The organism is Bradyrhizobium sp. USDA 4510 (assembly GCF_054059095.1).
The window spans coordinates 1,511,538-1,537,550 of the sequence record NZ_JBSSBT010000001.1; the positions used below are offsets into that span (position 1 = coordinate 1,511,538).

Annotated in this window: 22 protein-coding genes; 12 read left to right on the top strand and 10 right to left on the bottom strand. The window is 64.4% G+C overall.

Features of this window, described 5'->3' with window-relative positions; genetic code table 11:
- Window positions 1-80: 80 nt before the first annotated feature.
- The 4 genes from ACVMDN_RS06695 to ACVMDN_RS06710 form a co-directional block, all read right to left on the bottom strand.
- Window positions 81-299 (bottom strand): hypothetical protein, encoded by a 219-nt coding sequence (locus ACVMDN_RS06695; protein WP_076828992.1) that lies wholly within the window; start codon window positions 297-299, stop codon window positions 81-83.
- 216 nt (window positions 300-515) lie between these two features.
- Entirely contained in the window at window positions 516-1,316 is an 801-nt protein-coding gene (locus ACVMDN_RS06700) for an SDR family NAD(P)-dependent oxidoreductase (RefSeq protein WP_057015428.1), read from the bottom strand.
- 1 nt (window position 1,317) lies between these two features.
- Complete coding sequence (locus tag ACVMDN_RS06705; RefSeq protein ID WP_057015427.1) at window positions 1,318-1,872, bottom strand: carboxymuconolactone decarboxylase family protein; 555 nt, start codon at window positions 1,870-1,872, stop codon at window positions 1,318-1,320.
- Window positions 1,873-1,919: 47 nt separating this feature from the next.
- Window positions 1,920-2,870 (bottom strand): hotdog fold domain-containing protein, encoded by a 951-nt coding sequence (locus ACVMDN_RS06710; protein WP_076828990.1) that lies wholly within the window; start codon window positions 2,868-2,870, stop codon window positions 1,920-1,922.
- 216 nt (window positions 2,871-3,086) lie between these two features.
- Here ACVMDN_RS06710 and ACVMDN_RS06715 point away from each other — a divergent pair, with 216 nt between their 5' ends.
- From ACVMDN_RS06715 to ACVMDN_RS06730, 4 genes are all read left to right on the top strand, one after another.
- Window positions 3,087-6,560 carry an indolepyruvate ferredoxin oxidoreductase family protein gene (locus ACVMDN_RS06715; RefSeq protein ID WP_076828988.1) on the top strand — a complete coding sequence of 1,158 codons (3,474 nt, stop codon included), beginning with the start codon at window positions 3,087-3,089 and terminating at the stop codon, window positions 6,558-6,560.
- A 125-nt stretch (window positions 6,561-6,685) separates the two neighbouring features.
- A complete protein-coding gene (locus tag ACVMDN_RS06720) occupies window positions 6,686-7,117 on the top strand; it encodes a hypothetical protein (RefSeq protein WP_057015424.1) in 432 nt (143 codons plus the stop codon).
- Window positions 7,118-7,433: 316 nt separating this feature from the next.
- Window positions 7,434-9,014, top strand: coding sequence for an alkaline phosphatase D family protein (locus ACVMDN_RS06725; protein WP_057015423.1), 1,581 nt, complete (start codon window positions 7,434-7,436; stop codon window positions 9,012-9,014).
- 166 nt (window positions 9,015-9,180) lie between these two features.
- Window positions 9,181-9,999, top strand: a complete 819-nt coding sequence (locus ACVMDN_RS06730) for an aldo/keto reductase (protein WP_057015422.1) — start codon at window positions 9,181-9,183, stop codon at window positions 9,997-9,999.
- Window positions 10,000-10,068: 69 nt separating this feature from the next.
- Here ACVMDN_RS06730 and ACVMDN_RS06735 read toward each other — a convergent pair whose 3' ends face one another.
- Window positions 10,069-10,299, bottom strand: coding sequence for a hypothetical protein (locus ACVMDN_RS06735; protein ID WP_050387960.1), 231 nt, complete (start codon window positions 10,297-10,299; stop codon window positions 10,069-10,071).
- Between the two features lie 232 nt (window positions 10,300-10,531).
- On the opposite strand from ACVMDN_RS06735, the gene ACVMDN_RS06740 reads away from it, so the two are divergent.
- On the top strand, window positions 10,532-11,812 hold the full coding sequence (locus tag ACVMDN_RS06740) for an amidohydrolase family protein (protein WP_057015421.1): 1,281 nt from the start codon (window positions 10,532-10,534) through the stop codon (window positions 11,810-11,812).
- Between the two features lie 246 nt (window positions 11,813-12,058).
- On the opposite strand, the gene ACVMDN_RS06745 is transcribed toward ACVMDN_RS06740, so the two are convergent.
- Window positions 12,059-13,297, bottom strand: coding sequence for an aminotransferase-like domain-containing protein (locus ACVMDN_RS06745; protein WP_057015199.1), 1,239 nt, complete (start codon window positions 13,295-13,297; stop codon window positions 12,059-12,061).
- A gap of 60 nt (window positions 13,298-13,357) precedes the next feature.
- Window positions 13,358-13,900 (bottom strand): DUF3124 domain-containing protein, encoded by a 543-nt coding sequence (locus ACVMDN_RS06750; protein WP_063790050.1) that lies wholly within the window; start codon window positions 13,898-13,900, stop codon window positions 13,358-13,360.
- Between the two features lie 59 nt (window positions 13,901-13,959).
- Here ACVMDN_RS06750 and ACVMDN_RS06755 point away from each other — a divergent pair, with 59 nt between their 5' ends.
- From ACVMDN_RS06755 to ACVMDN_RS06770, 4 genes are all read left to right on the top strand, one after another.
- Window positions 13,960-15,693, top strand: coding sequence for a cation:proton antiporter (locus ACVMDN_RS06755; protein WP_057015201.1), 1,734 nt, complete (start codon window positions 13,960-13,962; stop codon window positions 15,691-15,693).
- 264 nt (window positions 15,694-15,957) lie between these two features.
- Window positions 15,958-17,034, top strand: a complete 1,077-nt coding sequence (gene ribB / locus ACVMDN_RS06760; protein WP_028334516.1) for a 3,4-dihydroxy-2-butanone-4-phosphate synthase — start codon at window positions 15,958-15,960, stop codon at window positions 17,032-17,034.
- A 168-nt stretch (window positions 17,035-17,202) separates the two neighbouring features.
- Window positions 17,203-18,417: an acyl-CoA dehydrogenase gene (locus ACVMDN_RS06765; protein ID WP_028334515.1), complete on the top strand. Its 1,215-nt coding sequence runs from the start codon at window positions 17,203-17,205 to the stop codon at window positions 18,415-18,417.
- Window positions 18,418-18,617: 200 nt separating this feature from the next.
- Window positions 18,618-19,535, top strand: coding sequence for an MBL fold metallo-hydrolase (locus tag ACVMDN_RS06770; protein WP_057015202.1), 918 nt, complete (start codon window positions 18,618-18,620; stop codon window positions 19,533-19,535).
- Window positions 19,536-19,627: 92 nt separating this feature from the next.
- Here the strand turns inward: ACVMDN_RS06770 and ACVMDN_RS06775 are convergent, their stop codons facing one another.
- Window positions 19,628-20,485 carry a DUF1499 domain-containing protein gene (locus tag ACVMDN_RS06775; RefSeq protein WP_057015203.1) on the bottom strand — a complete coding sequence of 286 codons (858 nt, stop codon included), beginning with the start codon at window positions 20,483-20,485 and terminating at the stop codon, window positions 19,628-19,630.
- Between the two features lie 243 nt (window positions 20,486-20,728).
- Entirely contained in the window at window positions 20,729-22,357 is a 1,629-nt protein-coding gene (locus ACVMDN_RS06780) for a fatty-acid--CoA ligase (protein ID WP_057015204.1), read from the bottom strand.
- 76 nt (window positions 22,358-22,433) lie between these two features.
- On the opposite strand from ACVMDN_RS06780, the gene ACVMDN_RS06785 reads away from it, so the two are divergent.
- Window positions 22,434-23,585, top strand: a complete 1,152-nt coding sequence (locus tag ACVMDN_RS06785; protein WP_456835458.1) for an extensin family protein — start codon at window positions 22,434-22,436, stop codon at window positions 23,583-23,585.
- 17 nt (window positions 23,586-23,602) lie between these two features.
- Here the strand turns inward: ACVMDN_RS06785 and ACVMDN_RS06790 are convergent, their stop codons facing one another.
- Entirely contained in the window at window positions 23,603-24,280 is a 678-nt protein-coding gene (locus tag ACVMDN_RS06790) for a L,D-transpeptidase (protein ID WP_057015206.1), read from the bottom strand.
- Between the two features lie 338 nt (window positions 24,281-24,618).
- Between ACVMDN_RS06790 and ACVMDN_RS06795 the strand changes: the two genes are divergently transcribed.
- Both ACVMDN_RS06795 and ACVMDN_RS06800 read left to right on the top strand, forming a co-directional pair.
- Window positions 24,619-25,596, top strand: a complete 978-nt coding sequence (locus tag ACVMDN_RS06795; protein ID WP_168857199.1) for a magnesium transporter CorA family protein — start codon at window positions 24,619-24,621, stop codon at window positions 25,594-25,596.
- Window positions 25,597-25,726: 130 nt separating this feature from the next.
- On the top strand, window positions 25,727-25,948 hold the full coding sequence (locus ACVMDN_RS06800; RefSeq protein WP_063709281.1) for a hypothetical protein: 222 nt from the start codon (window positions 25,727-25,729) through the stop codon (window positions 25,946-25,948).
- The last annotated feature ends 65 nt before the right edge of the window (window positions 25,949-26,013 follow it).

The window sequence follows — 26,013 nt, forward strand, 5'->3', positions numbered from 1 at the left end:
GCGGCAAGACAAAAAAACGAGAGCTTCAGCTTTGATTCAATCAAAACTGAAGCTCTCGTTCGTGTCAGCTTCGAACGGAATCAGGCTGCGATATCGAGCAGCAATTGTGATGAACCGCGGACCAGCACCTTGCGGCCCGCGGGCGTCAGCTCAAATGAATCGCCGCGCACGGCGACATAGCCGAGCGTGATCAGGCTCTCGACGGCGAACCTGTTCAGCCGTGAAGGGTTTGCTGCGGGAGCCCGCAACGCTTTCAGCGCATCCCACTGATCGGGTCTGAGTTCGAATTCTTCGCTCATCGGTCCAGGCACTCCAGAAGTTCTTGGCGTGCGAGATACAGAGCGCAGATGAATTTCGTGCGACCACAACGAGTCAGGATTTCGATTTATGTGGACGCGTCGTCACATCGCCGTGTCATTGGAATACTTCAATTTTTTCGAATCATTGCGGCGCAATAACGCGTGATTTCGTCACAGTGATTAATCCCAAATTGTCACACAGGTTAATCGTCTCGATTAACCGCGCCGCACACTTGCGCCGCCATCGACCGGCAACGTGACGCCGGTCACGAAGTTTGCTTCATCGGAGGCGAGAAACAGCGCGGCATTGGCGACGTCCCAGCCGGTGCCCATCTTGTGACGCAGCGGCACCTTGCTGTCGCGCTCGGCCTCGACCTCGGCGCGGCTCTTCTTGAATTCGCGGGCGCGGGTGTCCACCGCCATCGGCGTGTTCATCAATCCCGGCAGGATCACGTTTGCGCGAATGCCGTATTGCGCATTCTGGTAGGCGAGCTGTTCGGTGAAGGCGATCATCGCCGACTTGGTCGCCTTGTAGGCGACGTAGGGATAGGTCGTGATCGCGGCCATCGACGAGATGTTGATGATCGAGCCGCGCTGCTGCGCGCGCATGATCGGGATCACATGCTTGGCGGCGAGGATGCAGCTCTTCAGATTGATCGCCACGCAGCGGTCGAACGCCTCCTCGGTGATATCAAGCAGTTCGGCATCGCCGCCGGAGAGGCTGACGCCGACATTGTTGTGGAGGATGTCGACACTGCCCCAGCGGCCATGTGCGTCCGCCACCATCGCCTTGATGTCAGCATTTTTGGTGACGTCGGCCTTGAAGGCGACTGAAGTCCCGCCCTTGGCCGCGATCAGGTCGACCGTCTCCTGCGCCGAAGCCAGATTGTAATCGACGCACAGCACCCTGGCGCCTTCGCGCGCGAAGGTCAGCGCGGTGGCGCGGCCGTTGCCGATGCCCTCGCCGGGGCTTTGGCCTGCACCGACGACGATGGCGACGCGATCTTGCAGGCGCATCTCACTTCACTCCCTGTAGCGGGTACTGCTGCAGTACCTCCTTGTAGTAAGGTTCGTTGTCGATCTGCATGGTGGCGAGCACCCGCACCACGGCGCAGTAGAATGCGATCGTCAGCACGAGATCGGTCATGTGCTCGTCGGAGAGATGTTGCTTGATCTCGGCGAAGGTCGCCTCCGACATCGCGAGCTCGCGCACCATCTCGCGGGCGCCCTTGAGGATCGCCTTTGCCAGCGGCTCGAGCTTCGACGGCTGGCCACTGGTCTCCGCGATCAGGCCCTTTATATCCTCGTCGGTGACGCCAAACTCCTTGCCGATCTTCACATGGTGAGTGAATTCGTATTCCGACTGCTCGAGCCAGCCGACCTGCAGGATCGCGAGTTCGCGTAAGCGCGGATCGAGCTTGCTCTTGAAGCGGATATAGCCGCCGACGCCGTTGAAGGCGCGCGCCATGTCCGGCGAGTTCACCAGCAGCTTGTGCAGATTGGTGTTGCGCTTGAGCATGTCGCGATATTCGGGGGCGACCTGATCGGCTTCGAGATAGGGCAGGCGGGCCATTGTTGTTGTCCTTTTTTCGGCGGCTTGCGGAAGAGGCGGCTGTTGTTTCAGCCGTAGAGGGCTTTGTGCTCGCTTTGGTAGTTGGCGTAGGAATCCTTCATGCTGGCGCCGTTGAGCAGCATGGTTGCGACCACCGCGTTGTCGGCATCGAACACGGTCGAGCGCACCCACATGCTCTCGGTGCGCTTGCTGCCGGAAAGCGCCACGACCTCGCGCTCGACCCAATAGGTCTCGCCGGGGAAGAGCGGCCCGCGCAGAAGACGGATCTCCTGGTCGGCGAACAGCCCGACGGCGGGGCCGCGGACCGGCAGCCGGACCTCGCGCGCGCGGTACTGGAACAGCACGCTCAGCATTTCCATCGGGATGATGGCGCGGCCCCAGGGATTGTGCTCCAGCGAATAATAATCCGACGGCTCGGTGATCACCCTGAGCTTGTCGGCAAGCGAAAACGGATAGAGATCGCCCATGTTCTGGTCGAAATCTATCTTGATCGCCTGCCGCGGCGTCTTCATGCCGACCTTGATGTCGGCGAGGATGACGGGATCGGTCAGCGGCTTCAATTCGCCGAGCCGGCGGCTGAGCGCCGTCTCGTTGCCGTCGCCATCGATCGAGGCGGTGCCGCGCAGGATCTCGGTGCCGTCACGCCTGACCATCCCGATCGTGCAAACGGTCTGGCCCGGCTTCGGCTTCTCGATCTGGGCCTGCACCTCTTCGCCTTCGAACACCGGGTTGCGGTAATGCGCGGATAGGCAGCCAGTGATGAACCAGGCGCGGCCCCAGATCCGCTCGCACAGCGGCGCGAACTGGCTGAAATGGGTCGGTCCCTCGATCGTGCCGCCGCGAAAGCCGAGCTTCTGCGCGGTTGCATCGTCGTGAATCGAGGCGTGGGAGTCGTAGGTCTGGGCCTGCAGCATCTGCTTCGGGCTGCGCCAAGGACCCACCAGCAGATTGCCGTTCTCCACGATTTCCGTCGTGAATGCGGATTCGACTGTAATCATCCTTGGTCTCCCTTTGCGCGCCACCGTTTCAAAGATGCCGGGGTTCGGCAAGGCCTTGCAGAACGGCAAGGCCTCGCTTGGGCAACATGAGATATGTGCTGCGGCCATGGAACGGGGCTGTTCATGCATAACAAAATCAGTGCATGCTGATGCATGATCATTTCGGAAGATAATCAGACCGGTCCGGACCGGCGTGGCTGACTGACGGGGAAACTGATGGCGTTGATGGAAGTTGGACTGGACGACAAGTACCGGTTGGATACGAAACGAATCTTCCTCTCCGGTACCCAGGCGCTGGTCCGATTGCCCATGTTGCAGCGCGAACGCGACCGCGCGCAGGGGCTGAACACCGCCGGTTTCATCTCCGGTTACCGCGGCTCGCCGCTCGGCATGTACGACCACGCGCTGTGGCGGGCGAAATCCTTCCTCAGGGAACATGACATCGCCTTCGTCCCCGGCCTCAACGAGGATCTGGCGGCGACCTCGGTGTGGGGCAGCCAGCAGGTCGGCATGTTCCCCGGCGCCAAGGTCGATGGCGTGTTCGGCATCTGGTACGGCAAGGGCCCAGGCGTCGACCGCTCGCTCGATGCGCTCAAGCACGCCAATTCCGCCGGCACCTCGCCGAACGGCGGCGTGATCGCGCTGGCCGGCGACGACCATGGCTGCCAATCCTCCACCCTGGCGCATCAGAGCGAGCAGGTGTTCGCCTCAGCGCTGATGCCGGTGGTCAATCCGGCGACGCTGCAGGATTATCTCGACCTCGGCATCCTCGGCTTCGCGCTGTCGCGCTATTCCGGCTGCTGGGTCGGCTTCAAGGCGATCTCGGAGACGGTGGAAAGCTCGGCCTCGATCGTCAGCGATCCCGATCGCATCAAGATCATCATGCCCGACGATTTCGAGATGCCGCCGGACGGGCTCTCGATCCGCTGGCCGGATCCGCCGCTCGAAGCCGAGCGCAGGCTGCACGGGCCCAAGATGGAGGCGGTCGCGGCCTTCGCCCGCGTCAACCGCTTCGATCGCATCGTGCTGGATTCGAAGCCGGCGCGGCTCGGCATCATGGCGACCGGCAAGGCCTATCTCGATCTGCGCCAGGCGCTCGCCGATCTCGGCATCACCGATGCCGATGCGCAGGCGCTCGGGCTGCGCATCTACAAGGTGGCGCTGACCTGGCCGCTCGAAGCGCGCGGCGCGCGCGCCTTCGCCGAGGGCCTGCAGGATGTGCTGGTCGTCGAGGAGAAGCGCGGCTTCATCGAGGACCAGCTGGTCCGCATCCTCTACAACATGGACGCCTCCAAGCGTCCCTCGGTGGTCGGCAAGCGCGACGAGAGCGGCGCTCCCTTGCTGCCGAGCGAGGGCGAGCTGACGCCGACCATGGTCGCCGCCGCCGTGGTGGCGCGGCTGCGCCGGCTCGGTCACCGCAGCCCGCTGCTGGAGCAGCGTTTGGCAAAACTCGAGGCGTTCGATCGCCCCGCCGAGGGCACGGGCACCGCGAAGCTGCAGCGCACGCCGTATTTCTGCTCGGGCTGCCCGCACAACTCGTCGACCAAGATCCCCGAGGGCAGCCGCGCCATGGCTGGCATCGGCTGCCACGGCATGGCGCTGTCGGTGCCGAACCGCAACACCCAGACCATCTCGCATATGGGCGCGGAGGGCGTGAGCTGGATCGGGCAGGCGCCGTTCACCAGCGAACAGCATGTGTTCCAGAACCTCGGCGACGGCACCTACACCCATTCCGGCTTGCTGGCGCTGCGCGCAGCGGCCGCGGCCGGCGTCAACATCACCTACAAGATCCTCTACAACGATGCGGTTGCGATGACCGGCGGCCAGCCGGCCGAGGGCGGCTTTACGGTGTCGCAGATCGCACACCAGGTCTGGGCGGAGGGCACCAAGCGGCTCGCGATCGTCTCCGACGATCCAGACAAATATCCCGCCAATTATTTCCCGGCCGGCGCTACCATTCATCATCGCCGCGAGCTCGATGCCGTGCAGCGCATCCTGCGCGAGATCGAGGGCCTCACCGTCCTGATCTACGACCAGACCTGCGCCGCCGAGAAGCGCCGTCGCCGCAAGCGCGGGCTGTTCCCCGATCCGGCCAAGCGCGTCTTCATCAATGAGCGCGTCTGCGAGGGTTGCGGCGACTGCTCGGTGGCGTCGAACTGCGTCTCGGTGCAGCCGCTGGAGACCGAACTCGGCCGCAAGCGCCGCATCGACCAGTCGAACTGCAACAAGGATTTCTCCTGCATCGAGGGCTTTTGCCCGAGCTTTGTGATGGTGCAGGACCCCAAGCTGCGCAAGGCGGACCGCGCTGCCGCCGAACCCAAGGCGTTGTTCGCCGACTTGCCGACGCCGCCTGTGGCCGCGTTGAGCAATCCCTACAACATCCTGATCACCGGCATCGGCGGCACCGGTGTGATCACCATCGGCGCGCTGCTCGGCATGGCCGCGCATGTCGAGGGGCTCGCCTGTTCGACGCTCGACTTCACCGGCCTGTCGCAGAAGAACGGCGCCGTGATGAGCCATGTCCGGCTCGCGCCCGCCTCCGACATGCTGACCACGGTGCGCATCGCACCGGGCAATGCCAACCTGATCCTCGGCTGCGACCTCGTCGTCGCCACCAGCGTGCCAGCGCTGAGCCGCGCCGAGCGCGGCGTCACCCGCGCCGTGGTCAACGCCGATCTCTTGCCGACCGCGAGCTTCGTGATCGATCCCGATATCGACTTCGAAGCCAGCTCGATGCGCGATGCGCTAAACGGCGCGGTGACGCCTGGCGACCTCGATATCCTCGATGCCACCGGGCTTGCCACCGCGCTGATGGGCGACAGCATCGCCACCAACGCCTTCATGCTCGGTTTTGCCTTTCAGCGCGGCGCGATCCCGCTGTCGCTGGAAGCGATCCTGAAGGCGATCGAGCTCAACGGCGCCGCCATCGAGATGAACAAGACCGCGTTCTCGTGGGGCCGGCTCGCCGCGCATGATCTGCAACGCGTGGTCAGCGCCGCACGCTTCAAGAGCGCCGGCGCCGCGCCGGCCAAGAAGACGCTTGATGAGGCGATCGCGTTCCGCGCCAAATTCCTCACCGACTATCAGGACGCGGCCTACGCCAGGCGCTATCTCGACGATGTAGCGCGCGTCCGCACCGCCGAGGCGGCGGCCGCGCCGGGCTCGCAGGACCTGACGGAGGCCTTCGCAAAGGGCCTGTTCAAGCTGATGGCCTACAAGGATGAATACGAAGTCGCGCGGCTCTATTCCGACGGCGAGTTCAGCAAGGCCTTGAGGGAACAATTCCAAGGCAATTCCGGCTTGAAGGTCTTGCTGGCGCCGCCGCTGCTGGCCCAGCGCGATCCCGTCACCGGGCGGCTGCAGAAGCGTGAATTCGGTCCGTGGATCTTCACGGCGTTCGGCATGCTTGCAAGGCTGAAGGGCCTGCGCGGCACCGCCTTCGACATCTTCGGCTATACCGCCGAGCGCAAGATGGAGCGCGCATTGCCGGTCGAGTATTCGGCGATGATCCTGCGTCACCTCGACGGCAAGAAGCCGCTCGACTTGCCGCGCCTCGTGGCGCTGGCGAAGGCTGCGGAGCTCGTGCGTGGTTATGGCCACATCAAGGAGGGCAACGTCGCCCGCTACCGCACCGAATGCGCTCGGCTGGAGCGCGCGATCAGCCAGCCGCTGGCGCAGGCGGCGGAGTAAGGCCGGGGAACTTTCCACAGCCGCCCTGGTTGACCGGCAACCCTGCCTGCAAGCGGTGGCTGGATTCGTACGCCCGAGCCCCTACATGATGGCTGTCTGTTCGAGTGATTTCAGGAGGCCGTTTGATGGTCCTGAAAAACGCTTTTGTTGCAACCGTTTGTACCGCGTGCCTGGCTTTGGGCGGCGTGGCGTTGGCTGACGAGTATCGCCCCAGCGAGTTCTTCAGCCTCGATCTTTCACGCGCAGTGTTGTCGCCGAAGCCGCTTGGCCCGCCGGCGCTGTTCGAGCCCGTTCCGGTCGAGGCGAAGACCGACCATGGCCCCGATCAGCATGCGAATGTCGAGCCGCAGGTCGAGGAGCCGAAAGTCGCGCCGAAGAAAGCCGTGCGGACCACTAGGGTGACCGCGCCGCACGAGAAGAAGCGCGCGGAAGCGCGCGTGCCCGCCCGTGCCAAGCTCGCGCGCCGCCACTCGAACCCGCTCGATGCGGAGGCCCGTGACACACGGATCCAGACCTGGCCGTGCCGCACCGGCGGCATCTGCAACTGGCATCGGTGAGGCGGCGCTCTCGCGCCTCTGCTTTCTCGAAGTGCGTCAATCCTTGACCCGTCATCCTGAGGTGCGAGCGAAGCGGCCGTCTCGAAGGATGGATCGGCCACGGACGGGCCGTTCATCCTTCGAGACGGCCGCTTCGCGACCTCCTCAGGATGACGGGTTTGGTGCTTGAGCGCTCGATATCCGGGGCCGCCGTCCCAGCAGCCGCCCCCGAGTCATCCCGCCGTCGCAAAACCGTCGGCGGAGAGTCAAGAAACCGTAAGGCCGGAGTCAAGGAGCGCAGGCAAAACCTTCGTTGCGATTCGACGAAGGTTATTCGATGCCGACAGCGAACTCCGCGAGGCGGCGAGGCCTCACCCGGCGCCAGCTTCTGGTGCGCTCGGCGTCGACCGCGGCGCTGGCGGGATTCGGCGCGCTGGCAAGACCGTATCTGAGCCGCGCCGCGGATCGGCCCGCGATTGCGGGCATCCAGTCCGGCGACGTGGCAAGCGATTCCGCTGTCATCTGGGCGCGCGCCGATCGCGCCGCGCGGATGCACATCGAATGCGCCGCGGTCGAAAGCTTCGCCAGCATCCTGCGCACCGTGTCCGCCGATGCGCTGCCCGAGCGCGACTTCACCGCCAAGCTGCTGCTCGACGGCCTGCCGCCGGGCCAGGACCTGTTCTATCGCGTGCGCTTCGAGGACCGCGAGGGCACATCAGGCGAAAGCCGGGTCGGCCATTTCCGAACCGCGCCGGCCGACCGGCGTCCCGTCTCGTTCGTCTGGTCCGGCGACGTCGTCGGGCAGGGCTGGGGCATCGACCCCGCGCGCGGCGGCTTGCGCAGCTACCGCACCATGCTGGACGAGCGTCCGGACTTCTTCATCCATTCCGGCGATCACATCTACGCCGATTGCACGGTGCCGTCGGAGCAGAAACTCCCAAACGGTGAGATCTGGCGCAACATCGTCACCGAGGAGAAATCCGTCGTCGCGCAGAGCCTCGATCAGTTTCGCGGCAACTACAAATACAACTGGCTCGACGAGAGTTTCCGCGCCTTCCACGCCGAGGTGCCGATGTTCGCGCAGTGGGACGACCACGAGGTGGCCGACGACTGGTCGCCACTCGGCACCACCGATGCGACCGGCTATGAGGCGGACGGCAGCTCGCGCCTGGTGGCACGGGCACGCCGCGCCTTCCACGAATTCATGCCCATGCGGCTGATGCCGGAGCGCGATGGCCGCGTCTACCGCAAGATTCCCTACGGGCCGCTGCTCGACGTCTTCATCATCGACATGCGCTCCTATCGCGATTCCAGCTGGAACAAGCAGGGCGATCCGGACCACGCCTGCATCCTCGGCCAGAGCCAGCTCGCCTGGCTGAAGCGGGAGCTGGTGGCGTCGGATGCTGTCTGGAAGGTGATCGCGGCGGATCTGCCGATCGGCCTCGTCAGCCTCGATGCGGTCGCGCTCGGCGACGGGCCGCCCGCGCGGCGCGAGCACGAGATCGCCGATCTGTTGTCCTTCATGAAGCGCGCCGGGGTCCGCAACACGGTGTGGCTCACCGCCGACATGCACTACACCGCCGCGCATCACTATGATCCGAACCGCGCGGTGTTCCAGGAGTTCGAGCCGTTCTGGGAGTTCGTCTCCGGTCCGCTGCATGCCGGCACCTGGTCGCCGGGCGAGCTCGACAACACCTTTGGCCCGAAGGCGATGTACCAGAAGGGCTGCTCGGCCGAGCAGGGCGACAATCTCGCGCCGTGCTTCGGGCTGCAATTCTTCGGCCGCGTCGACATCGACGGCAAGACCGGCGTGATGACGGTGACGCTGAAGGACGTCGACAACCACGACCTCTGGTCGGTCTATATCGAGCCGCGGCCGGACGCGCGGCCCGGCCAGATCATGGCGCAGCACATCTAGCGCCGTCTCTGATCCGTCGCGACATCTTGATTGCCGGCGTCTTGCCCGAGGGCCCGGTTTGCGGGCAGACTGCGTGTCGGCAGTCCTGCCAATTTCATTCCCACGAAACGATTTGCTGGCGTGACGTCGTCGATGGCATCGGCGTCCCACGCGTCAGGAGCTATCCATGGAAAATCTGCAGACACAGGGCATCAGCCTGCCGCAGCTCGGGCTCGGCACCTTCCGCATGCAGGGCGATACCTGCCGCGCGGCGGTCGAGAGCGCGCTTGGGCTCGGCTATCGGCATATCGACACCGCCGAGATGTACGGCAATGAAGAGGCGATCGGGGCGGCGATCGCTGCCTCGAATGTCGCGCGCAGGGACCTGCACGTGACCACCAAGGTCTGGCACGAGAACCTGGCGCCGGATGCGATCCGGACAGCGTTCGACGCCAGCCTGAAGAAGCTGCGGCTCGATCACGTCGATCTCTATCTGGTGCACTGGCCGTCGCGGAGTATGAAGCTGCCTGCCGTCTTCGAGACGCTGATGAAGCTGAGGGAGGAAGGCCGCACTCGCGCGATCGGCGTCGCCAATTTCACCACCGCGCTGCTCAAGACCGTGGTCGAGGACATCAAGGCGCCGATCGCCTGCAACCAGATCGAATATCACGCGATGCTGGACCAGACGCCGGTGCGCAAATATCTCGCCGCGAAATCGATCCCGCTGGTGGCCTATTGTCCGCTCGCCCAGGGCCGCTTCGCCACCGACGAGACGCTGGCGAAAATCGGCAGCAAGCATGATGCGACCGCGGCGCAGGTGGCGCTGAAATGGCTGCTCGATCAGGATGGAGTGGCGGCTATTCCGAAAGCCTCGCGCGCCGAAAGCCAAAAGGCCAATCTCGACGCACTGAAGGTCAAGCTCGACGACGCGGACCGCAAGGCGATTGCCGCGCTGCCCAAGGACATGCGCTGCGTCAATCCGGGGTTTGCGCCGGCGTGGGATTGAGGCCGCTGGCCCTGAGGAAGCAGAAAAGAAAATGGCTCCGTGAGGAGCCATTTTCCGTTGTGTCGGTCCTTAGTAGTGATGACGCTTGATGATCACCGTCCGGTCATGGCCGTGATGCCAGCCATGATGCCAACCGCGATGCCAGCCACGGTCATGGCGCATTTCGGCGCGTGCGCCCCAGCCGCGGTCCCAGTGATGATGACCGCCATGTCTGATCACGACCGTCTCGGCGCTCGCGATCGACGGAACGGCCACCGCAAGCGCACCAACCGCCGCGAGAACAAAGCCAATCTTTTTCATCTCATCCTCCTCAAATAAGCGAAGAGAAAACCGTACGGAGATTGAAACGTTCCGCAGGAATCAGAGGAGTTTTCTGAACGCTTGTTCAGCAACTGCCTCGAACGCTGCTGCCGTCGCGTGTTGGTGCGCACAACCGATGAGCGAGCGCACGGGCGGCTTTCCCGGCCTTGCCTAACCGCTGCGTCCGACGCATCATCGCGCCATAAAAATCAATGTTCGGGGGGACGTTGCCATGAGCGAATTTTCACGCCGGGATTTTTTGAAAGTGACGGGATCGGCCGCTGCCGCAGCCATCGCGAGGCCGGCCGCTGCGGCGATGGGGCCGGACGACAAGTTCGACCTCGTGATCAAGAACGGCGATGTCATCGATCCCAGCCAGTCGCTGCGCGGCAAGCGCGACATCGGCATCCGCTGGGGCATCATCGAGGCGATCGAAGACGATATCGCGGCTGCTCGCGCCGCCAGGACCATTGACGCGTCGGGCAAGCTCGTGATGCCGGGTCTGGTCGATCTGCACTGCCACGTCTACCCGTACGGATCGGCGATCGGCATTCCCGCCGACGAGCTGGTGCAATTCCAGGGCACCACGACGGTGGTCTCGGCGGGCGACGCCGGCGTCAACAACCTCGCGGCGCTGCGGCGCTTCATCGTCGCGCAATCGCGGGCGCGGATCTACGCCTTCGTCCACATCGCCAACAACGGCCTGTCGGCATTCCCGGTGGCCGAGCTCTACAACATCGACAACGCCCAGGTCGAAGCCTGCGCGATGGCGCTGGCCGAGAACCCCGACTTCCTGATCGGGGTCAAGGTGCGGATGTCGGAAAACGTCATCTTCAAGCACGGCCTCGAGCCGCTGAAGCGCGGCATCCAGGCCTGCGAGATGTGCGGCTGGCCGGCGCGGATGATGGTACATATCGGCGGCGTCGAGACCAGGGAGCTGATGTCCGACATCCTCGATCTGCTGCGGCCGGGCGATATCCTGACCCACGCCTATTCCGGCGCGCCGAACATGTCCGGCGCTTTCACCAATATCGTCCAGGAGGGCAAGCTGTTGCCGGCGGCGCTCGCGGCCAAGCAGCGCGGCGTGCTGTTCGACGTCGGCCATGGCGGCGGCAGCTTCGATTTCACGGTGGCCGAAGTCGCGATCCCCGCCGGCTGCGCGCCCGATACGATCTCCTCCGACATCCACGTCTTCTCGGGCAACTCGCCCGGCATTCCGTTCCTGCCGAACGTGATGAGCAAGTTCCTGGCGATGGGCTCGTCGCTGGATCAGGTGGTGGCGATGGCGACCTCGGCGCCGGCGCGGATCATCAACCGGACCCCGAAGGTCGGCACCCTGCAGCGTGGCGCGCCCGGCGACGTCGCGATCATGGATCTCGTCGAAGGCCCGGTCTCCTTCGTCGATACCCGCAACAACAAGCGCGACGGCAATCTGCTGCTAAAGCCGGTGCAGACCGTGGTCAACGGCGTGCCGTTCGGCCGGCCCTATCAGGCGCCGTTCTCGGTGAGGTAGGCGCGCAGATCCGTAGAGCATGATGAGATCAGATCGAATGGCGACCGCAAGCGCGCTGCGCTCCCTCGCCCCGTTCTTACGGGGAGAGGGTTGGGGTGAGGGGCTGCCTCCGCATATCCGGTGATAGCTGAGGTTGCGGAGGCTCCCCCTCACACGGAACGCATCTGACGATGCGTTCCGACCTCTCCCCGCAGGGGCGAGGTGAATCGGAGTCCGCAACTCGCTTCAGCGCAAAGTCATCATGATCTAGCCGCGCTTCTCCACATTGCTGCTGCGCGCCGGCACGCCGAACTCCTTGCGGCACACCTCGGCCAGCGCGGCAACGCCCTCGCGGATCTGCTCGTGCGAGGGGCTGGCGAAGCAGAGGCGGAGCCGGCTGCCGGAATGGGCCTTGCTGGTCGACCATTCCGGTCCCGGATTGATCGAGACGCCGGCGGCAAGCGCCGCCTGATAGAGCTTCAGCGTGTCGACATTGTCGGGCAGCTTGACCCAGAGGAAGATGCCGCCCTTGGGCGCCTCGAATTCGGCCGCGGTGCCGAACTGCTCGTTCAACGCCTCCATCAGCGTATCGAGCTTGGCGCGCAGGCCCTTGGTCAGGCGCGGCACATGGGTCGAAAAATTCGGTGCGCAATATTCCGCGAGCACCATCTGCTCCAGTGCGCCGGAGCCGGCGTCGGTCTTCAGCGGCAGCATTCGCGACATGATCCCCCAGGGCGCTACGATGAAGCCGACCCGCAGCGCAGGCGCGATCGATTTGGAGAACGAGCCGATATGGATCACGCCGCCATGCTTACTCATCGCATAGATCGCGGGCGGCCGTTCGCCGTTCCAGATCAAATCGGCATAGCAATCGTCCTCGAAGATCGGCACGCCGTATTCCCTTGACAGCTTCAGCATCCCGGCGCGGCGGCTCTCGGGAAGGATCGAGCCGGTCGGGTTCTGCACTGTCGGGATGGTGTAGATGTATTTCGGCGTGATGCCGCGCCGCTTGTGATCGGCGAGTGCCGCAGCCAGCGCATCGATCCTGATGCCCTCGCCATCGAGGGGAATGCCGACCGCATTGACGCCGAGCCGTGTCAGCCGGTTCAGTGAGCCCTGATAGGTTTCCTGCTCGATCAGCACGGTATCGCCCTTGGCGAGCAAGGTGTGATTGACAAGATCGAGCGCCTGCAGCGAGCCGGAGACGATCATGATCTCGTCCGGCGTGCAGGCAATCCCGGCGTCGCGCTTCAGCTTCTCGGTCAGGAACTGGCGCAGCGGCAGATAGCCCTGCGGCCCGTGCGCGAGATTGTAGGTCGCCAGATTCCTGCCCTCGCGCTTCAACACGGCGTTGACCGCCTCCAGCAGCCCGTCGACCGGGACCTGGTCGGGATCGTTGTTGCCGCCGACGAAGCTGTATTTGGCGAGCCCTGTCCAGCGTGCGGCCGGGGCAGGCAGGCCGGCCGCGAGTAGCGGTGTAAAGTCGAACTGGGCTGAGGTGGACATGGACGTTTCGCTCCGTGTTGTTATCGTTGAGAAGGCCGCGGCAAGCGGCCTTCCATGAGGTTAGTTCTTGCCGACCGGCCGGATCGGCCGGCCCTGGCTGATGAAGGCGTAGTGCCCTGCGCCGACACTGCCGACCATCAAGGCCTCGACCGCCGGTTCCGCGATCTCGCCGGCGGCCGCCCAATCGACCACGAAATTCGCGCCGGTGCCGCCGCGGGTATCGGTCGTGGCGATCGCGACCTCGACGGTCGCAAACGGTTTTAGCGCGACCGGCGATTTAAGGTAGCTCTCCACCATCTTGCCTGATGTGTCGAAATAGGCGATCCGCTTCAGCACTAGCGGCTTCGTCTCGGAGGCGTTGTGCACGCTGAGCGTCACCGAAAAATCGGCCCTGAGCTTGCCCTGGCTCATCGACACGCTGGAATACACCGGCACGTAGAATGCACCGGAGGCGGTGAGGCCCTCCGATGGCACCGTCGCCAACGAGTTCGCGAAATTTTGTTCAATACTTGCCGAGGATTGTGCTAGCGCCTCTGACATGCGCACGGTGAGCAGGCAGAGCAAAACTGCGAGAAAAATGCCGCCTGCGCGGATGTGACACATTGCTCGGTTGATCCTCACGCCCGGCCCTCTAGGTTGCGGCAACAGGAAGTCTTTGACGCATGCATGAACTGATTCCCGATATCACGCTCTGTATCCTGTTTGCCTGGGGGATTGGGCTGCTCGCCCACTTCTCCCGGCAACCGCTGATACTGGCCTACCTTATCGCCGGCTTTTTCATTGGTCCATTCGGCATGGGCTGGGTCAAGTCCCAGGAATCGATCAGCGTCATCTCCGAGCTCGGCCTGATCTTCATGCTGTTCATGATCGGGCTGGAAATCGACCTCAAGAAGATCATCCGTGCCGGCAAGGTCATCCTGTTCGCGGGAGCCGGCGAGCTGATCGGCGGCTGCCTGATCGGCGTGGCGTTCTTTGCCGCTATCGGGCTTGCGGTCGGCGGCGGCAAGTTCGACGCGATCTATCTCTGCGTCGCCTGCTCGCTGTCGTCGACCGTGATCATCGTCAAGGTGCTCTACGAGAAGCGCGAGCTGGATACGCTGCCGGGCCGCATCACGCTCGGCGTGTTGGTGCTGCAGGACATCTTCGCGATCCTGTTCCTGGCGGTGCAGCCGAGCCTCGACAATCTGCAGATCAGCGTCGTGCTGTTGTCGATTGCCCGCGTCGCGGTGCTGGTCGCGACCGCGCTGGTGCTGAGCCGCTACGTGCTGCCGCGGCTGTTCCACCAGATCGCGCGGCGGCCCGAGCTCGTGCTGCTCGGCGCGCTCGCCTGGTGCTTCCTGATCGGCGAGATCGCCGAGCGGCTGCATCTGTCGCGCGAGATGGGCTCGCTGGTCGCCGGCGTCTCGATCTCGACCTTTCCCTATGCGCTCGACGTCACCGCCAAGGTCACGACGCTGCGGGATTTCTTCATCACGCTGTTCTTTGTCGCGCTCGGCATGACGATCCCGATTCCGGGCCTCTCGGTGATCTGGCTTGCGCTCGTCATCGCGGCCTTCACGGTGGCGAGCCGCCTGATCACGACGTTCACGCCGCTCTATCTGATGAAGCAGGGCCTGCGTGCCAGCCTGCTGCCGGCGATCAACCTGGCGCAGATCTCCGAGTTCTCGCTGGTCGTGATCCAGACCGGCGTCGCCGCCAACCACATCGGAACCGAAACCGCGAGTGCGGCCTCGTTCGCCTTCGTCGTGCTGGCGGTGCTCTCGACCTTCGCGATGGGGCGCAGCGACCAGATCGTGCGCGGCCTGATCGGTCCGTTGAAGCGGATCGGGCTGCGCGACCTCGATCAGGAAGGCCAGGGCCGCGGCGAGGCCGGGCACGAGGGCGGACATGGCGAGATCCGGCGCATCGTCATCCTCGGCTTTTTCCGCGCGGCGAGCGCGCTGATCAGCCAGATCGAGCGGCAGAACCAGTCGCTGCTCGAGCAGATCAGCGTCATCGATTTCAACCCGCTGGTGTTCCGCACGCTGTCCGACCGCGGCATGCATGTGATCTATGGCGACATCAGCAATGTCGACACCCTGGTTCATGCCGGCATCGGCAAGGCCGAGATCATCATCCTGAGCGTGCCGGATTTCCTCTTGGTCGGCGCCGACAATGAGAAGCTGGTGCGCCACGTCCGCGCCCTCAATCCGACCGCGCGGATCGTTGCCACCGCGGACCTGTTGACCGGCGTCGACGACCTCTACAGCGCCGGCGCCGACTACGTGACGGTGACCCGGCTCAGCGACGCCGGCGAGCTCTATTCCGTGATCGAGGCGGCCGACGCCGGCCTGCTCGACGACAAGCGCGCCGAGCTGGACGCCCAGCTCAGCGACCGGCGCGAGGTGCTGCCGTAACGCCGGTCTCAAGGCTGTCCATCACCTCTCCCCATCGGGGAGAGGTCGATTTGCGCAGCGGGTGAGGCGGCTCGAGTCCCACGAGAGGGCTGAACCCCTCACCCGGATCGCATCGAGCGATGCGATCCGACCTCTCCCTTTGGGAGAGGTGAAATCTCCCCTCCTGGTATCCCTGCCGGATGCATGGCGGGTTGCATAATGATACTGGCGCTGACATCGGAACCCGGCTAATCCACTGCCTGCATATAGCGAGATGTCAGGACAATGGCCGATACGATCCAGGAAGTGCTGCAAGCCTTTGCGAAGGGTGAACTCGTCGTCGTCACCGACGATGACGACCGGGAAGGCGAGGGCGATTTGATCGTCGCGGCGTCGTTCTGTACGGCGGAGAAGATGGCTTTCATCATCCGCCACACCTCCGGCATCGTCTGCGCGCCGATCACCACCGAGGATGCCCGCCGGCTGCGGCTCGACCCGATGGTGGCGCACAACGAGTCCAACCACACCACCGCCTTCACGGTCTCGATCGACTACAAGCCCGATGGTGGCACCGGCATCTCGGCCGAGGAACGCGCCTCCTGCTGCCGCGCGCTCGCCAATCCCAATGCCGGCGCCAATGATTTCGCGCGTCCCGGCCACATCTTCCCGCTGATCGCGCGCGACGGCGGCGTGCTGCTGCGCTCCGGCCACACCGAGGCGGCGGTCGATCTGTGCCGGCTCTCCGGCCTGCCGCCGGTAGGCGTCATCAGCGAGCTGATGAACGACGATGGAACCGTGATGAAGGGCGAGCAGGTCGCCAAATTCGCCGCCGCCCACAAGCTCAAGCATGTCACGATCGCGGACATGATCGCCTATCGCCAGGCGCGCGAGAAGCTGATCGAACGGGTCGCGACCTTCACCACCGAAAGCCCGATCGGCCCGCTGCAGGGCTACGCCTATCGCTCGCCGTTCGATGAGATCATGCATGCCGCCTTCGTCTATAACGGCATCGGCGACGGCCGGGACGTGCTGACGCGGCTGCACAAGCCGAACATCGTGAAAGACCTGTTCACCGGGCCGGCGCGAATGGAAGCCGTGCTGCGGCATTTCAAGGATGCCGGCCGCGGCGTGCTGGTATATCTGCGCGATGGTGCCGCCGGTGTTCCGGTCGAGCCGGTTGGCGAGCAGAAGACGGCGGAGGCCGATCGCCACAGGCAGTGGCGCGAGGTCGGCGTCGGCGCACAGATCCTGCGTGATCTCGGCGTCACCTCGATCCGGCACCTGACTTCGTCGGTGCATGACTACAAGGGATTGTCAGGTTTCGGCATCGAGATCGTGTCGAACGAGAAGCTGGAGACCTAGCACTGTCATTCCGGGGCGCGCGATAGCGCGAACCCGGAATCTTGTGATTCCGGGTTCGATGCTGACGCATCGCCCCGGAATGACGAAGGTCCCAATTCAATTGCGCTTCGCAGCATAGCGCTTTAATTTATCCGCCAATTTCCGATAGACGATGCGAAAGGATGTTTCATGAGCGTGCGCCCCCAGGCCAAGGACAAGCCGGCTGCCGCCAGCTTCCAGTGGGATGATCCGTTCCTGCTCGACGACCAGCTCACCGAAGACGAGCGCCTGATCCGCGACACTGCGCGGGCCTATGCGCAGGACAAGCTGCTGCCGCGGGTCACCAAGGCCTATCTGGAAGAGAAAACCGACCGCGAGATCTTCAACGAAATGGGCGAGCTCGGCCTGATCGGCGTGACGCTGCCCGAGGAATATGGCTGCGCCAATGCGAGCTACGTGGCCTATGGCCTCGTGGCGCGCGAGATCGAGCGCGTCGATAGCGGCTATCGCTCGATGAACTCGGTGCAGTCGTCGCTGGTGATGTATCCGATCTACGCCTATGGCGACGAAAACCAGCGCAAGAAATATCTACCCAAGCTCGCGACCGGCGAATGGGTCGGCTGCTTCGGCCTGACCGAGCCGGATGCCGGTTCCGATCCCGGCGGCATGAAGACCCGCGCCGAGAAGGTCGCCGACGGCTACAAGCTCAACGGCGCCAAGATGTGGATCTCGAACGCGCCGATCGCCGACGTGTTCGTGGTGTGGGCCAAGTCGGCTGCGCACGACAACCAGATCCGCGGCTTCATTCTCGAGAAGGGCATGAAGGGCCTGTCGGCGCCGAAGGTCGGCGGCAAGCTGTCGCTGCGCGCCTCGATCACCGGCGAGATCGTGCTCGACAATGTGGTGGTGCCGGAAAGCGCGCTGCTGCCCAACGTCTCCGGCCTCAAGGGCCCGTTCGGCTGCCTCAACCGCGCCCGCTACGGCATCTCCTGGGGCGCATTGGGCGCTGCCGAGGACTGCATGCACCGCGCGCGGCAATACACGCTCGACCGCAAGCAGTTTGGCCGGCCGCTCGCCGCCACCCAGCTGGTGCAGAAGAAGCTCGCCGACATGGAGACCGAGATCGCGCTCGGCCTGCAGGCCTCGTTGCGCGTCGGCCGCCTGATGGACGAGGGCAAGATGGCCCCTGAGATGATCTCGATCGTCAAGCGCAACAATTGCGGCAAGTCGCTCGACATCGCCCGCATGGCGCGCGACATGCACGGCGGCAACGGCATCCAGATCGAGTATCACGTGATGCGTCACGCCGCGAACCTCGAGACGGTCAACACCTATGAGGGCACGCACGACGTCCATGCGCTGATCCTCGGCCGCGCGATCACCGGCATCCAGGCGTTCTCGTAAGGGCGCTTGCTCGTCATTCCGGGGCGCGCCAACCGAACTCAGGTTTACCCGAGTTCGGCAGATCTTAAATGTCCAAGTCGGCAACAGCCGATTTGGACGGCGCGAACCCGGAATCTCGCGCCGCGTTCCTTTCCCTTCTTTCGAGATTCCGGGTCTGGCCCTGCGGGCCATCCCGGAATGACGATGCAGAGAAAATCCCCATGGCCGACAACGACGACATCCCGTTCAACCGCGACTTTCCGCTGAAGCCCGGCGTGGTCGAACAGGTTCGCCCCGGCGTTCGCCGTGTCCTCTGCAACAATCCGAGCCCGTTCACCTTCACCGGCACGGTCAGCTACATCGTGGGCGAGGGGAAGGTCGCGATCATCGATCCCGGTCCCGACGACGAGGCGCATGCCAAGGCGCTGCTCGATGCGGTCAAGGGCGAGACCGTGACGCATATCCTGGTCACCCATACCCATCGCGACCATTCGCCGAACACGCCGCGGATCAAGGCCGCGACCGGCGCGCCGGTCTATGCCGAGGGGCCGCACCGCGCCTCGCGGCCGCGCTTCGAGAGCGAAAAGCACAATCCGGAATCCGGCGCCGACCGCGATTTCCGACCCGACGTGCAGGTCAAGCACGGCGACGTCATCGAGGGCGCTGGCTTTGCGCTGGAGGCGGTCGCGACCCCCGGCCACACCGCCAACCATCTGGCGTTCGCCTGGGCCGAGCGCAGCATCAATTTCGTCGGCGATCATGTGATGGGCTGGTCGACCTCGATCGTGGCGCCGCCGGACGGCTCGATGATCGATTACATGGCCTCGCTGGAGCGGCTGGAACAGCGGCCCGAGCAGCTGTATTTCTCCGGCCACGGCCCGGAGATTCCGGAGGGCCCGCGCTACGTCCGCTTCCTGGCGCGGCATCGCCGGGCGCGCGAGGCGTCGATCCTGCATCGTCTCGGCAAGGGCGAGGCCGACATTCCAACCATGGTGCGGGCGATCTATATCGGGCTCGATCCGCGGCTCGCCAATGCCGCCGGCTATTCGGTGCTGGCGCATCTGGAGGACCTGGTCGCACGCGGCGTCGTGGCGACGGACGGCGATCCCGTGATCGGCGGGACGTACCGATTGGCCTAGTTCGTCATTCCGGGATGGTGCCAAGCACCAGACCCGGAATCTCGAGATTCCGGGTTCATCGCTGCGCGATGCCCCGGAATGACGCTACCGCGTCACTTCTTCACCGTCTTCGCCGGCGGCGCCTTTGGCGCGACAGGCGCCGCCTTCTTCGCCGGCTTGGCATTGTCGTTCTCGGCCGCGCTGTTGAGGTCTTCGATCAGCTTCTTGACGCGGGCGGCGTTGCTGCCGAGATCGGTGTCGAAATAGCGCGACGCCGAGCGGATATCGACGCGAGAGTCCTCGTCGTCAGGCGTGACCCGGATCGAGACGTCCTCGCGGAAACCCATGATCGGCGTCCGCGCTACCGCCTCGATGCGGCCGATGCGGCGCGGCGGCTGCGGCGCGCGCGCGTCGATGACGAGCCATTTGCGGCGGTTCACCAGCCGCAGCGTCAGCTCATAGGCGCGGTCGACCGGGGTTTCGAGCTCGACGGTTTCGATATCGGGATAGGCCGCGCGCTGCCGCTCGGCCGAATAGAGGCCGGCATAGGCGGCAGGATTGGTGCCTTCCCCGGTGCGCAGCCGCGCCAGCGCCTCGAATTTCGGCGGGTCGATCGCGTCGGTGGTGACGTCGTAAATCCGCGGCAGCTTGCGGTACTGATAGATGAGGTAGGCCGGGTAGGCGAGGATCGCCGCGTCGATCAGCAGCGCGAGCAGGATCCGGCCCATGCCGCGGGTGCCGTTCTGCCAGATCGCGGCAAAGGCGGCCAGCCCGAGCAGGATCGACAGGCCGGCCAGGCCCAGCGCGCCGAAGAAGGTCGCCAGCGCCGGCTTGACCTCCAGGAACCCGAAGCGGACGATCAGGATCGAGACCACCACCGCGACGACGGAGAAGATGGCGAGGTTGCGCGACCAGGTGGCGAGACCGGACACGGGCTCCTGCTGGTAGGGAGCGGAAAACCTGCGCGCCATCGTCGAAAAATCTGCCGGTTGAGATGTCCTCAGGCGACCTCGGCCGCCGCGATCAGTCGTGTGAGACCACGGACCTGCGGCGAATTCAAGGGATTTGGGCTTTACCCCGAATCGTCATGGCCGCGCATAGCCGTCCGAAGGACGGCGTCGCTTGCGCTCGCCTATGACCCGGCCATCCATGTCTTGCCGCACGATGAAGTCGTGGATGCCCGGGTCAAGCCCGGGCATGACGAGCGTTTGTTTTCACGCCGCGGCGGTCGGGAACGTGTAATCCTTGAATTGGTCGCGCAGCGCCGTCTTCAGGATCTTGCCGGTCGCGGTGTGGGGAATGCCGTCGACGAAGGCGACGTCGTCGGGCATCCACCATTTGGCGATCTTGCCGTCCATGAACTTCAGGATGTCCTCGCGCGTGGCACTCTGGCCCTGCTTGAGTTGCACGATCAGCAGCGGCCGCTCATCCCATTTGGGGTGATGGACACCGATCACGGCGGCTTCCGCGACCGCCGGATGGCCGACCGCGAGGTTCTCGAGATCGATCGAGGAGATCCATTCGCCGCCGGACTTGATCACGTCCTTGGAGCGGTCGGTGATCCGCATGTAGCCGTGCTCGTCCATCGTCGAGACGTCGCCGGTGTCGAAATAGCCGGCATCGTCGAGGATGTTGCTGTCGACCCGGAAATAGGCCTTGGCGATCGCCGGGCCCGAAACCTTGAGACGGCCGAAGGTCTTGCCGTCCCACGGCAGCTCCTTGCCGGCATCGTCGGTGATCTTCATCTCGACGCCGAACGGCGGATAGCCCTGGGTCTGCAGGATGTCGAGCCGCTCCTCGCCGGTGCGCTCGGTAAACGGTGGCTTCAACGTCGCCAGCGTGCCGAGCGGGCTCATCTCGGTCATGCCCCAGGCGTGGCGCACCTGGCTGCCCATGTCGAGGAACGCCTGGATCATCGAGCGTGGCATCGCCGACCCGCCGCAGATCACCATCTGCAGATCCGGCAGCTTGACGTTGTTGGCGGCCATGTATTGCAGCAGCATCAGCCACACCGTCGGCACGCCGGCGGTGTGCGTGACCTTCTCGGTCGACAGCAACTCGTACACCGAGGCGCCGTCGAGCTTCGGGCCCGGCATCACGAGCTTGGTGCCCATCGACGGCGCGGAGAAGGCGATGCCCCAGCTGTTGGCATGGAACAAGGGGACCACCGGAAGCATTGTGTCCGACGCGGAGGTGCCGAGCGCATCCTTCGAATTGGCCATCAGCGCGTGCAACACGTTGGAGCGGTGCGAATAAAGTACACCCTTGGGATCGCCCGTCGTGCCGGAGGTGTAGCACATCGCCGCCGCGGTGTTCTCGTCGAAGGTCTTCCACTCGAACTTGCCGTCGGATGCCGCGATCCAGTCCTCATAGGCGACCGCGTTCTTCAGCGTGGTCTGCGGCATGTGCGCCTTGTCGGTCAGCACCACGTAGCGCTCGACGCTCGGCAGCTGGCCTGCGATCTTCTCCAGCACCGGAACGAAGGTGAGGTCGGTGATGACGATGCGGTCCTGGGCGTGGTTGACGATCCAGGCGATCTGCTCCGGAAACAGGCGCGGATTGACCGTATGGCAGATCGCGCCGATCCCCATGATGCCGTACCAGACCTCGAGGTGGCGCCAGGTGTTCCAGGCTATGGTGGCGACGCGGTCGCCGAGCTTGATGCCGTCACGTTCCAGGCTCTGCGAGACCTTCAGTGCGCGGGTGTGGATCTGGGCGTAGGTGGTGCGATGAATCGGGCCTTCGACCGACCGCGTCACGACTTCCTGTGTGCCGTGATATTTGGCGGCGTGCTCAATAATCTTGTGACACAGCAAGGGCCAATCTTGCATCAAACCAAGCATACGCGAATCCCTCCTCGATCCTCACACATGATCCGCCGGCATCTTGGACGGCCGGCAGTAAAATCATGGAACTGACATGAACTTTAGCGCGGAGAAAGCAAGCCGAAAATGGCCTGTTGGCGCGTTTCGTCGCGGGGGCGCGGCAATGGTTACCGCCGCCGCCGTGCTGCTTTGCCTTGGCATGCAAGCAGGCCCCGCCGAGGCCACCCGCCGCGCGCCCAGCTTTCCGTGGGACGATCTGTTCGGCACCCGGCCGCAAAGGCCGCACAAGGCAGCCCGCCGCTCAGCGGTGCCGCTGCCGAAGCCACGCCCGGCTGAGGCGCCGGCGGAGCCTCCCGCCACAGCCAAAACGCAGCCTGCCGCGCCTGCCGAGGCGGCAAGGCCCAGCGAGACGGCCAAGCCCGCTGATGCCGCCAAGCCGGCCGAGCCCGCCGCGCCGCAGCCTTCGGCCTGCCGGCAGGCGCTGACCGAGGAGATCGCGATCGCCCCGAGCATTCCGGATATCCACGGCGCCGGGGGCTGCGGCGGCGAGGATCTGGTGCGGCTCGAGGCGATCGTGCTGGCGGACAAGCGCAAGGTCGCGGTCAAGCCCGCCGCGATCCTCCGCTGCAAGATGGCCGCTGCGGTCGCCGACTGGGTCCGCACCGATATCGCGCCGCTCGCGCAGAGCCTCGGGGGCGGGATCAGCAATCTCGACAATTTCGACTCGTTCGAGTGCCGCGGCCGCAATCGGGTCGCCGGAGCGCAGCTCTCCGAGCACGGCCGCGCCAATGCGCTCGACGTCCGCGCGCTCGGTCTCGCCAACGGCAAGTCGATCTCGCTGACCGACCGCAGCGTGCCGCGGACCTTGCGCGAGACCGTGCTGCATTCGGTCTGTGCCCGCTTCTCCACGGTGCTCGGTCCGGGCTCGGACTGGTACCACGAGGACCACATCCATCTCGACCTGATCGAGCGTCGCAACAATTACCGGATCTGCCAGTGGAACGTGGACGACCCGCTGCCGCAGGTCGCGCCGCTGTTGCCGGCCGAGCGCCCCGAAGAGGCGCCGCCGCGCGAGGTCGCCGCCAAATCCGACGCGCCGAAAGCGGACACATCCAAAGCTGACCACGGCAAGTCTGGCACCGGCAAGCCGGACGCCACAAAATCAGATGATGCGACCGCGCCCGACCGCAGCGCAGAGACCAAACCGCAGCCAACAAAAAAGCGCCGGCAAAGCCGGCGCTTTTGATCGCGATTGCGATTGGATCAGTAGGTCGTGCCGCCGCCGCCCTGCAGCGCCATCTGCGGCTTGTAGGGCGAGTCGCCGTGCTTCGGCTCCAGCACCACGACGATGGTGCCGAGCTTGACGCGGTTGTAGAGGTCGATGACGTCCTCGTTGGTCATGCGGATGCAGCCCGAGGAGATCGACGCGCCGATATATTCCGGCTGGTTAGTGCCGTGGATGCGGAACAGCGTGTCCTTGCCGCCCGAATAGAGATACATCGCGCGCGAGCCCATCGGATTGTCCGGGCCCGGGGCCACGAAGGTCGGGACGCCAAGGCGCGAGATTTCGCCGGGGGTCGGGTGCCAGGCCGGCCATTCGGTCATGCTGCCGACCTTGGCGATGCCGGACCAGGCCATGGCTTCCTCGCCGACGGTGATGCCGTAGCGGATCGCCTTGCCGTCGTTCAGCACGTAATAGAGGTAATGGTTGTCGGAATCGACCACGATCGAGCCGGGGGCTTCCTTGCGGTGGTACTCGACGATGGCGCGGCGGAACGGTTCAGCGACCGGCGTCTTGACGTAGGTGGTCTTGGCCAGGAGTTCCTTGTCACGCGGCTTGAAGTTCGCGGTGTTGGTTGCCTCATAGGTTGTGGCCTGCATGCAGCCCGACAACATCAGGCCCGCGGCCAGGATCCCGAGGGTAACTTTGAGCGACGACATGATTACATTCCAATCGAAAATCCGCGCCCGAAAGCGCCACTATTACGCCCCAAACGCCACGATTCCATTACCGGCATTATTGCCGAAACGTGCCATTATTCCCAGAGTCTAGATGCCTTTCCCGCATCGCGGGACGCTGTCTGTGGCTTTTTTGCCGCAACTGTTCTGGTGCCGGGTTGGTTTTTGTGCAAACAGGCAACGGTCGACGAGTCGGCGTCACGTCGCTGCCGCTTGGCCGCCACAAGTATGGATGCCCGGTTAATACCCCGGTCATGAAGCGCCCCCCAGAATCGCGCTAAGTCGGCGGGTCCTGCCAGCCCTGTTTCGTGGAGTTCGTGATGCTGTCGGTGTTCGTTCCGTCCGAGTTTTCGCTCAAGAAGGCCACGGCGACCGACCTCGGCGCGCTGCCCGAGGGAGCGGTCTGGGTCGATCTGGTGAATCCGACCGTTGAGGAGGACCGGGCGGTCGAGAAGCTCGCGGGGATCGCGGTGCCGACCCGGGAAGACATGCAGGAGATCGAGATCTCCAGCCGCCTCTATATCGAGAACAGCGCGCGCTACATGACCGCGACGCTGATGTGCCAGTCCGACACCGACATGCCGCGCACCACGGCGGTGACCTTCATCCTCACCGGTCATCGGCTGGTGACGGTGCGCTACGACCTGCCGAAGCCGTTCGCGCTGGTCGAGAACAAGCTGGCGCGCGCCTGTTCCCCCAGCATCACCGGGGAGCAGGTGCTGATGGAACTGCTGGACGCGGTGATCGACCGTTGCGCCGACATTCTGGAGCGCTGCGGGGCCGATATCGACCAGGTGTCCCACGACATCTTCGAGCCGGAGAGCGAGCGCCACGGCCACGCCAAGCAATATTCGCAGATTCTGATCGCGATCGGCCGCAAGGGCGACCTGACCTCGAAGGTTCGCGAAAGCCTGGTCTCGATCGGCCGCCTCGTCACCTTTCTCTCCGCGGTGGTCGAGGGCGTGAAATGGTCCAAGGACATGCGCGAGCAGCTCAAGACCATGCAGCGTGACGTGGCCTCACTGACCGACCACGCCTCCTATCTCTCCAACAAGATCACCTTCGTGCTCGACGCCATGCTCGGCGTGGTCAATCTGGAACAGAACAACATCATCAAGCTGTTCTCGGTGATGGCGGTGGTCTTGATGCCGCCGACGCTGATCGCCTCGATCTACGGCATGAATTTCAAGGTGATGCCGGAACTCGAATGGGCGCACGGCTATCCGTATGCACTGGTACTGATGCTGATCGCGGCTGTCGTGCCGTACTGGATCTTCAAGTGGAAGAAGTGGCTGTAGACCGGTTCCACGCGTCGCGTTTTGGGACGCGCTTCCTGCCTTATTTCCTCTGCTAAAATTTGAGCGTTGCGCTGAACGTTTGGGCGAAACTTGTCTGCGATAACGCCCGCCTCGAAGCCGGAGGACAGCAATGGTTGAGAAGATCATAACGCCACGGCGTAACGTCATCGACTTTGCGCGCTATCAACAGGACCGCGCAGCAGGCAAGGTGCAGGCGATCTCGCCGAGACTTTGCCGTTACTGTGGCGCTGCGTTGCTGGATGGCGAGGACGAAGACGAATGCTCCAGCGCGCTGAACGACGTCGCGCTGCGGCAGCCCGAGAAGAAGTCGCGTCGGTTCTACGCAGACTAGAGGCCGAAGCCTCGGAGGCAGAAGCCTCGTTTGCGTTGTTACGCCTGCAAGTGAAGCAATCCCAA

Bases quoted from the DNA above. Each gene is read 5' to 3' on its own strand.
- ACVMDN_RS06775 (WP_057015203.1), bottom strand. From the start codon at position 20,485: ATGGCGCGCAGGTTTTCCGCTCCCTACCAGCAGGAGCCCGTGTCCGGT.
- ACVMDN_RS06725 (WP_057015423.1), top strand. From the start codon at position 7,434: ATGCCGACAGCGAACTCCGCGAGGCGGCGAGGCCTCACCCGGCGCCAG.
- ACVMDN_RS06710 (WP_076828990.1), bottom strand. From the start codon at position 2,870: ATGATTACAGTCGAATCCGCATTCACGACGGAAATCGTGGAGAACGGC.
- ACVMDN_RS06705 (WP_057015427.1), bottom strand. From the start codon at position 1,872: ATGGCCCGCCTGCCCTATCTCGAAGCCGATCAGGTCGCCCCCGAATAT.
- ACVMDN_RS06785 (WP_456835458.1), top strand. From the start codon at position 22,434: ATGAACTTTAGCGCGGAGAAAGCAAGCCGAAAATGGCCTGTTGGCGCG.
- ACVMDN_RS06735 (WP_050387960.1), bottom strand. From the start codon at position 10,299: ATGAAAAAGATTGGCTTTGTTCTCGCGGCGGTTGGTGCGCTTGCGGTG.
- ACVMDN_RS06730 (WP_057015422.1), top strand. From the start codon at position 9,181: ATGGAAAATCTGCAGACACAGGGCATCAGCCTGCCGCAGCTCGGGCTC.
- ACVMDN_RS06755 (WP_057015201.1), top strand. From the start codon at position 13,960: ATGCATGAACTGATTCCCGATATCACGCTCTGTATCCTGTTTGCCTGG.
- ACVMDN_RS06695 (WP_076828992.1), bottom strand. From the start codon at position 299: ATGAGCGAAGAATTCGAACTCAGACCCGATCAGTGGGATGCGCTGAAA.
- ACVMDN_RS06745 (WP_057015199.1), bottom strand. From the start codon at position 13,297: ATGTCCACCTCAGCCCAGTTCGACTTTACACCGCTACTCGCGGCCGGC.
- ACVMDN_RS06780 (WP_057015204.1), bottom strand. From the start codon at position 22,357: ATGCTTGGTTTGATGCAAGATTGGCCCTTGCTGTGTCACAAGATTATT.
- ACVMDN_RS06700 (WP_057015428.1), bottom strand. From the start codon at position 1,316: ATGCGCCTGCAAGATCGCGTCGCCATCGTCGTCGGTGCAGGCCAAAGC.
- ACVMDN_RS06750 (WP_063790050.1), bottom strand. From the start codon at position 13,900: ATGTGTCACATCCGCGCAGGCGGCATTTTTCTCGCAGTTTTGCTCTGC.
- ACVMDN_RS06790 (WP_057015206.1), bottom strand. From the start codon at position 24,280: ATGTCGTCGCTCAAAGTTACCCTCGGGATCCTGGCCGCGGGCCTGATG.
- ACVMDN_RS06770 (WP_057015202.1), top strand. From the start codon at position 18,618: ATGGCCGACAACGACGACATCCCGTTCAACCGCGACTTTCCGCTGAAG.
- ribB (WP_028334516.1), top strand. From the start codon at position 15,958: ATGGCCGATACGATCCAGGAAGTGCTGCAAGCCTTTGCGAAGGGTGAA.
- ACVMDN_RS06765 (WP_028334515.1), top strand. From the start codon at position 17,203: ATGAGCGTGCGCCCCCAGGCCAAGGACAAGCCGGCTGCCGCCAGCTTC.
- ACVMDN_RS06715 (WP_076828988.1), top strand. From the start codon at position 3,087: ATGGCGTTGATGGAAGTTGGACTGGACGACAAGTACCGGTTGGATACG.
- ACVMDN_RS06800 (WP_063709281.1), top strand. From the start codon at position 25,727: ATGGTTGAGAAGATCATAACGCCACGGCGTAACGTCATCGACTTTGCG.
- ACVMDN_RS06795 (WP_168857199.1), top strand. From the start codon at position 24,619: ATGCTGTCGGTGTTCGTTCCGTCCGAGTTTTCGCTCAAGAAGGCCACG.
- ACVMDN_RS06720 (WP_057015424.1), top strand. From the start codon at position 6,686: ATGGTCCTGAAAAACGCTTTTGTTGCAACCGTTTGTACCGCGTGCCTG.
- ACVMDN_RS06740 (WP_057015421.1), top strand. From the start codon at position 10,532: ATGAGCGAATTTTCACGCCGGGATTTTTTGAAAGTGACGGGATCGGCC.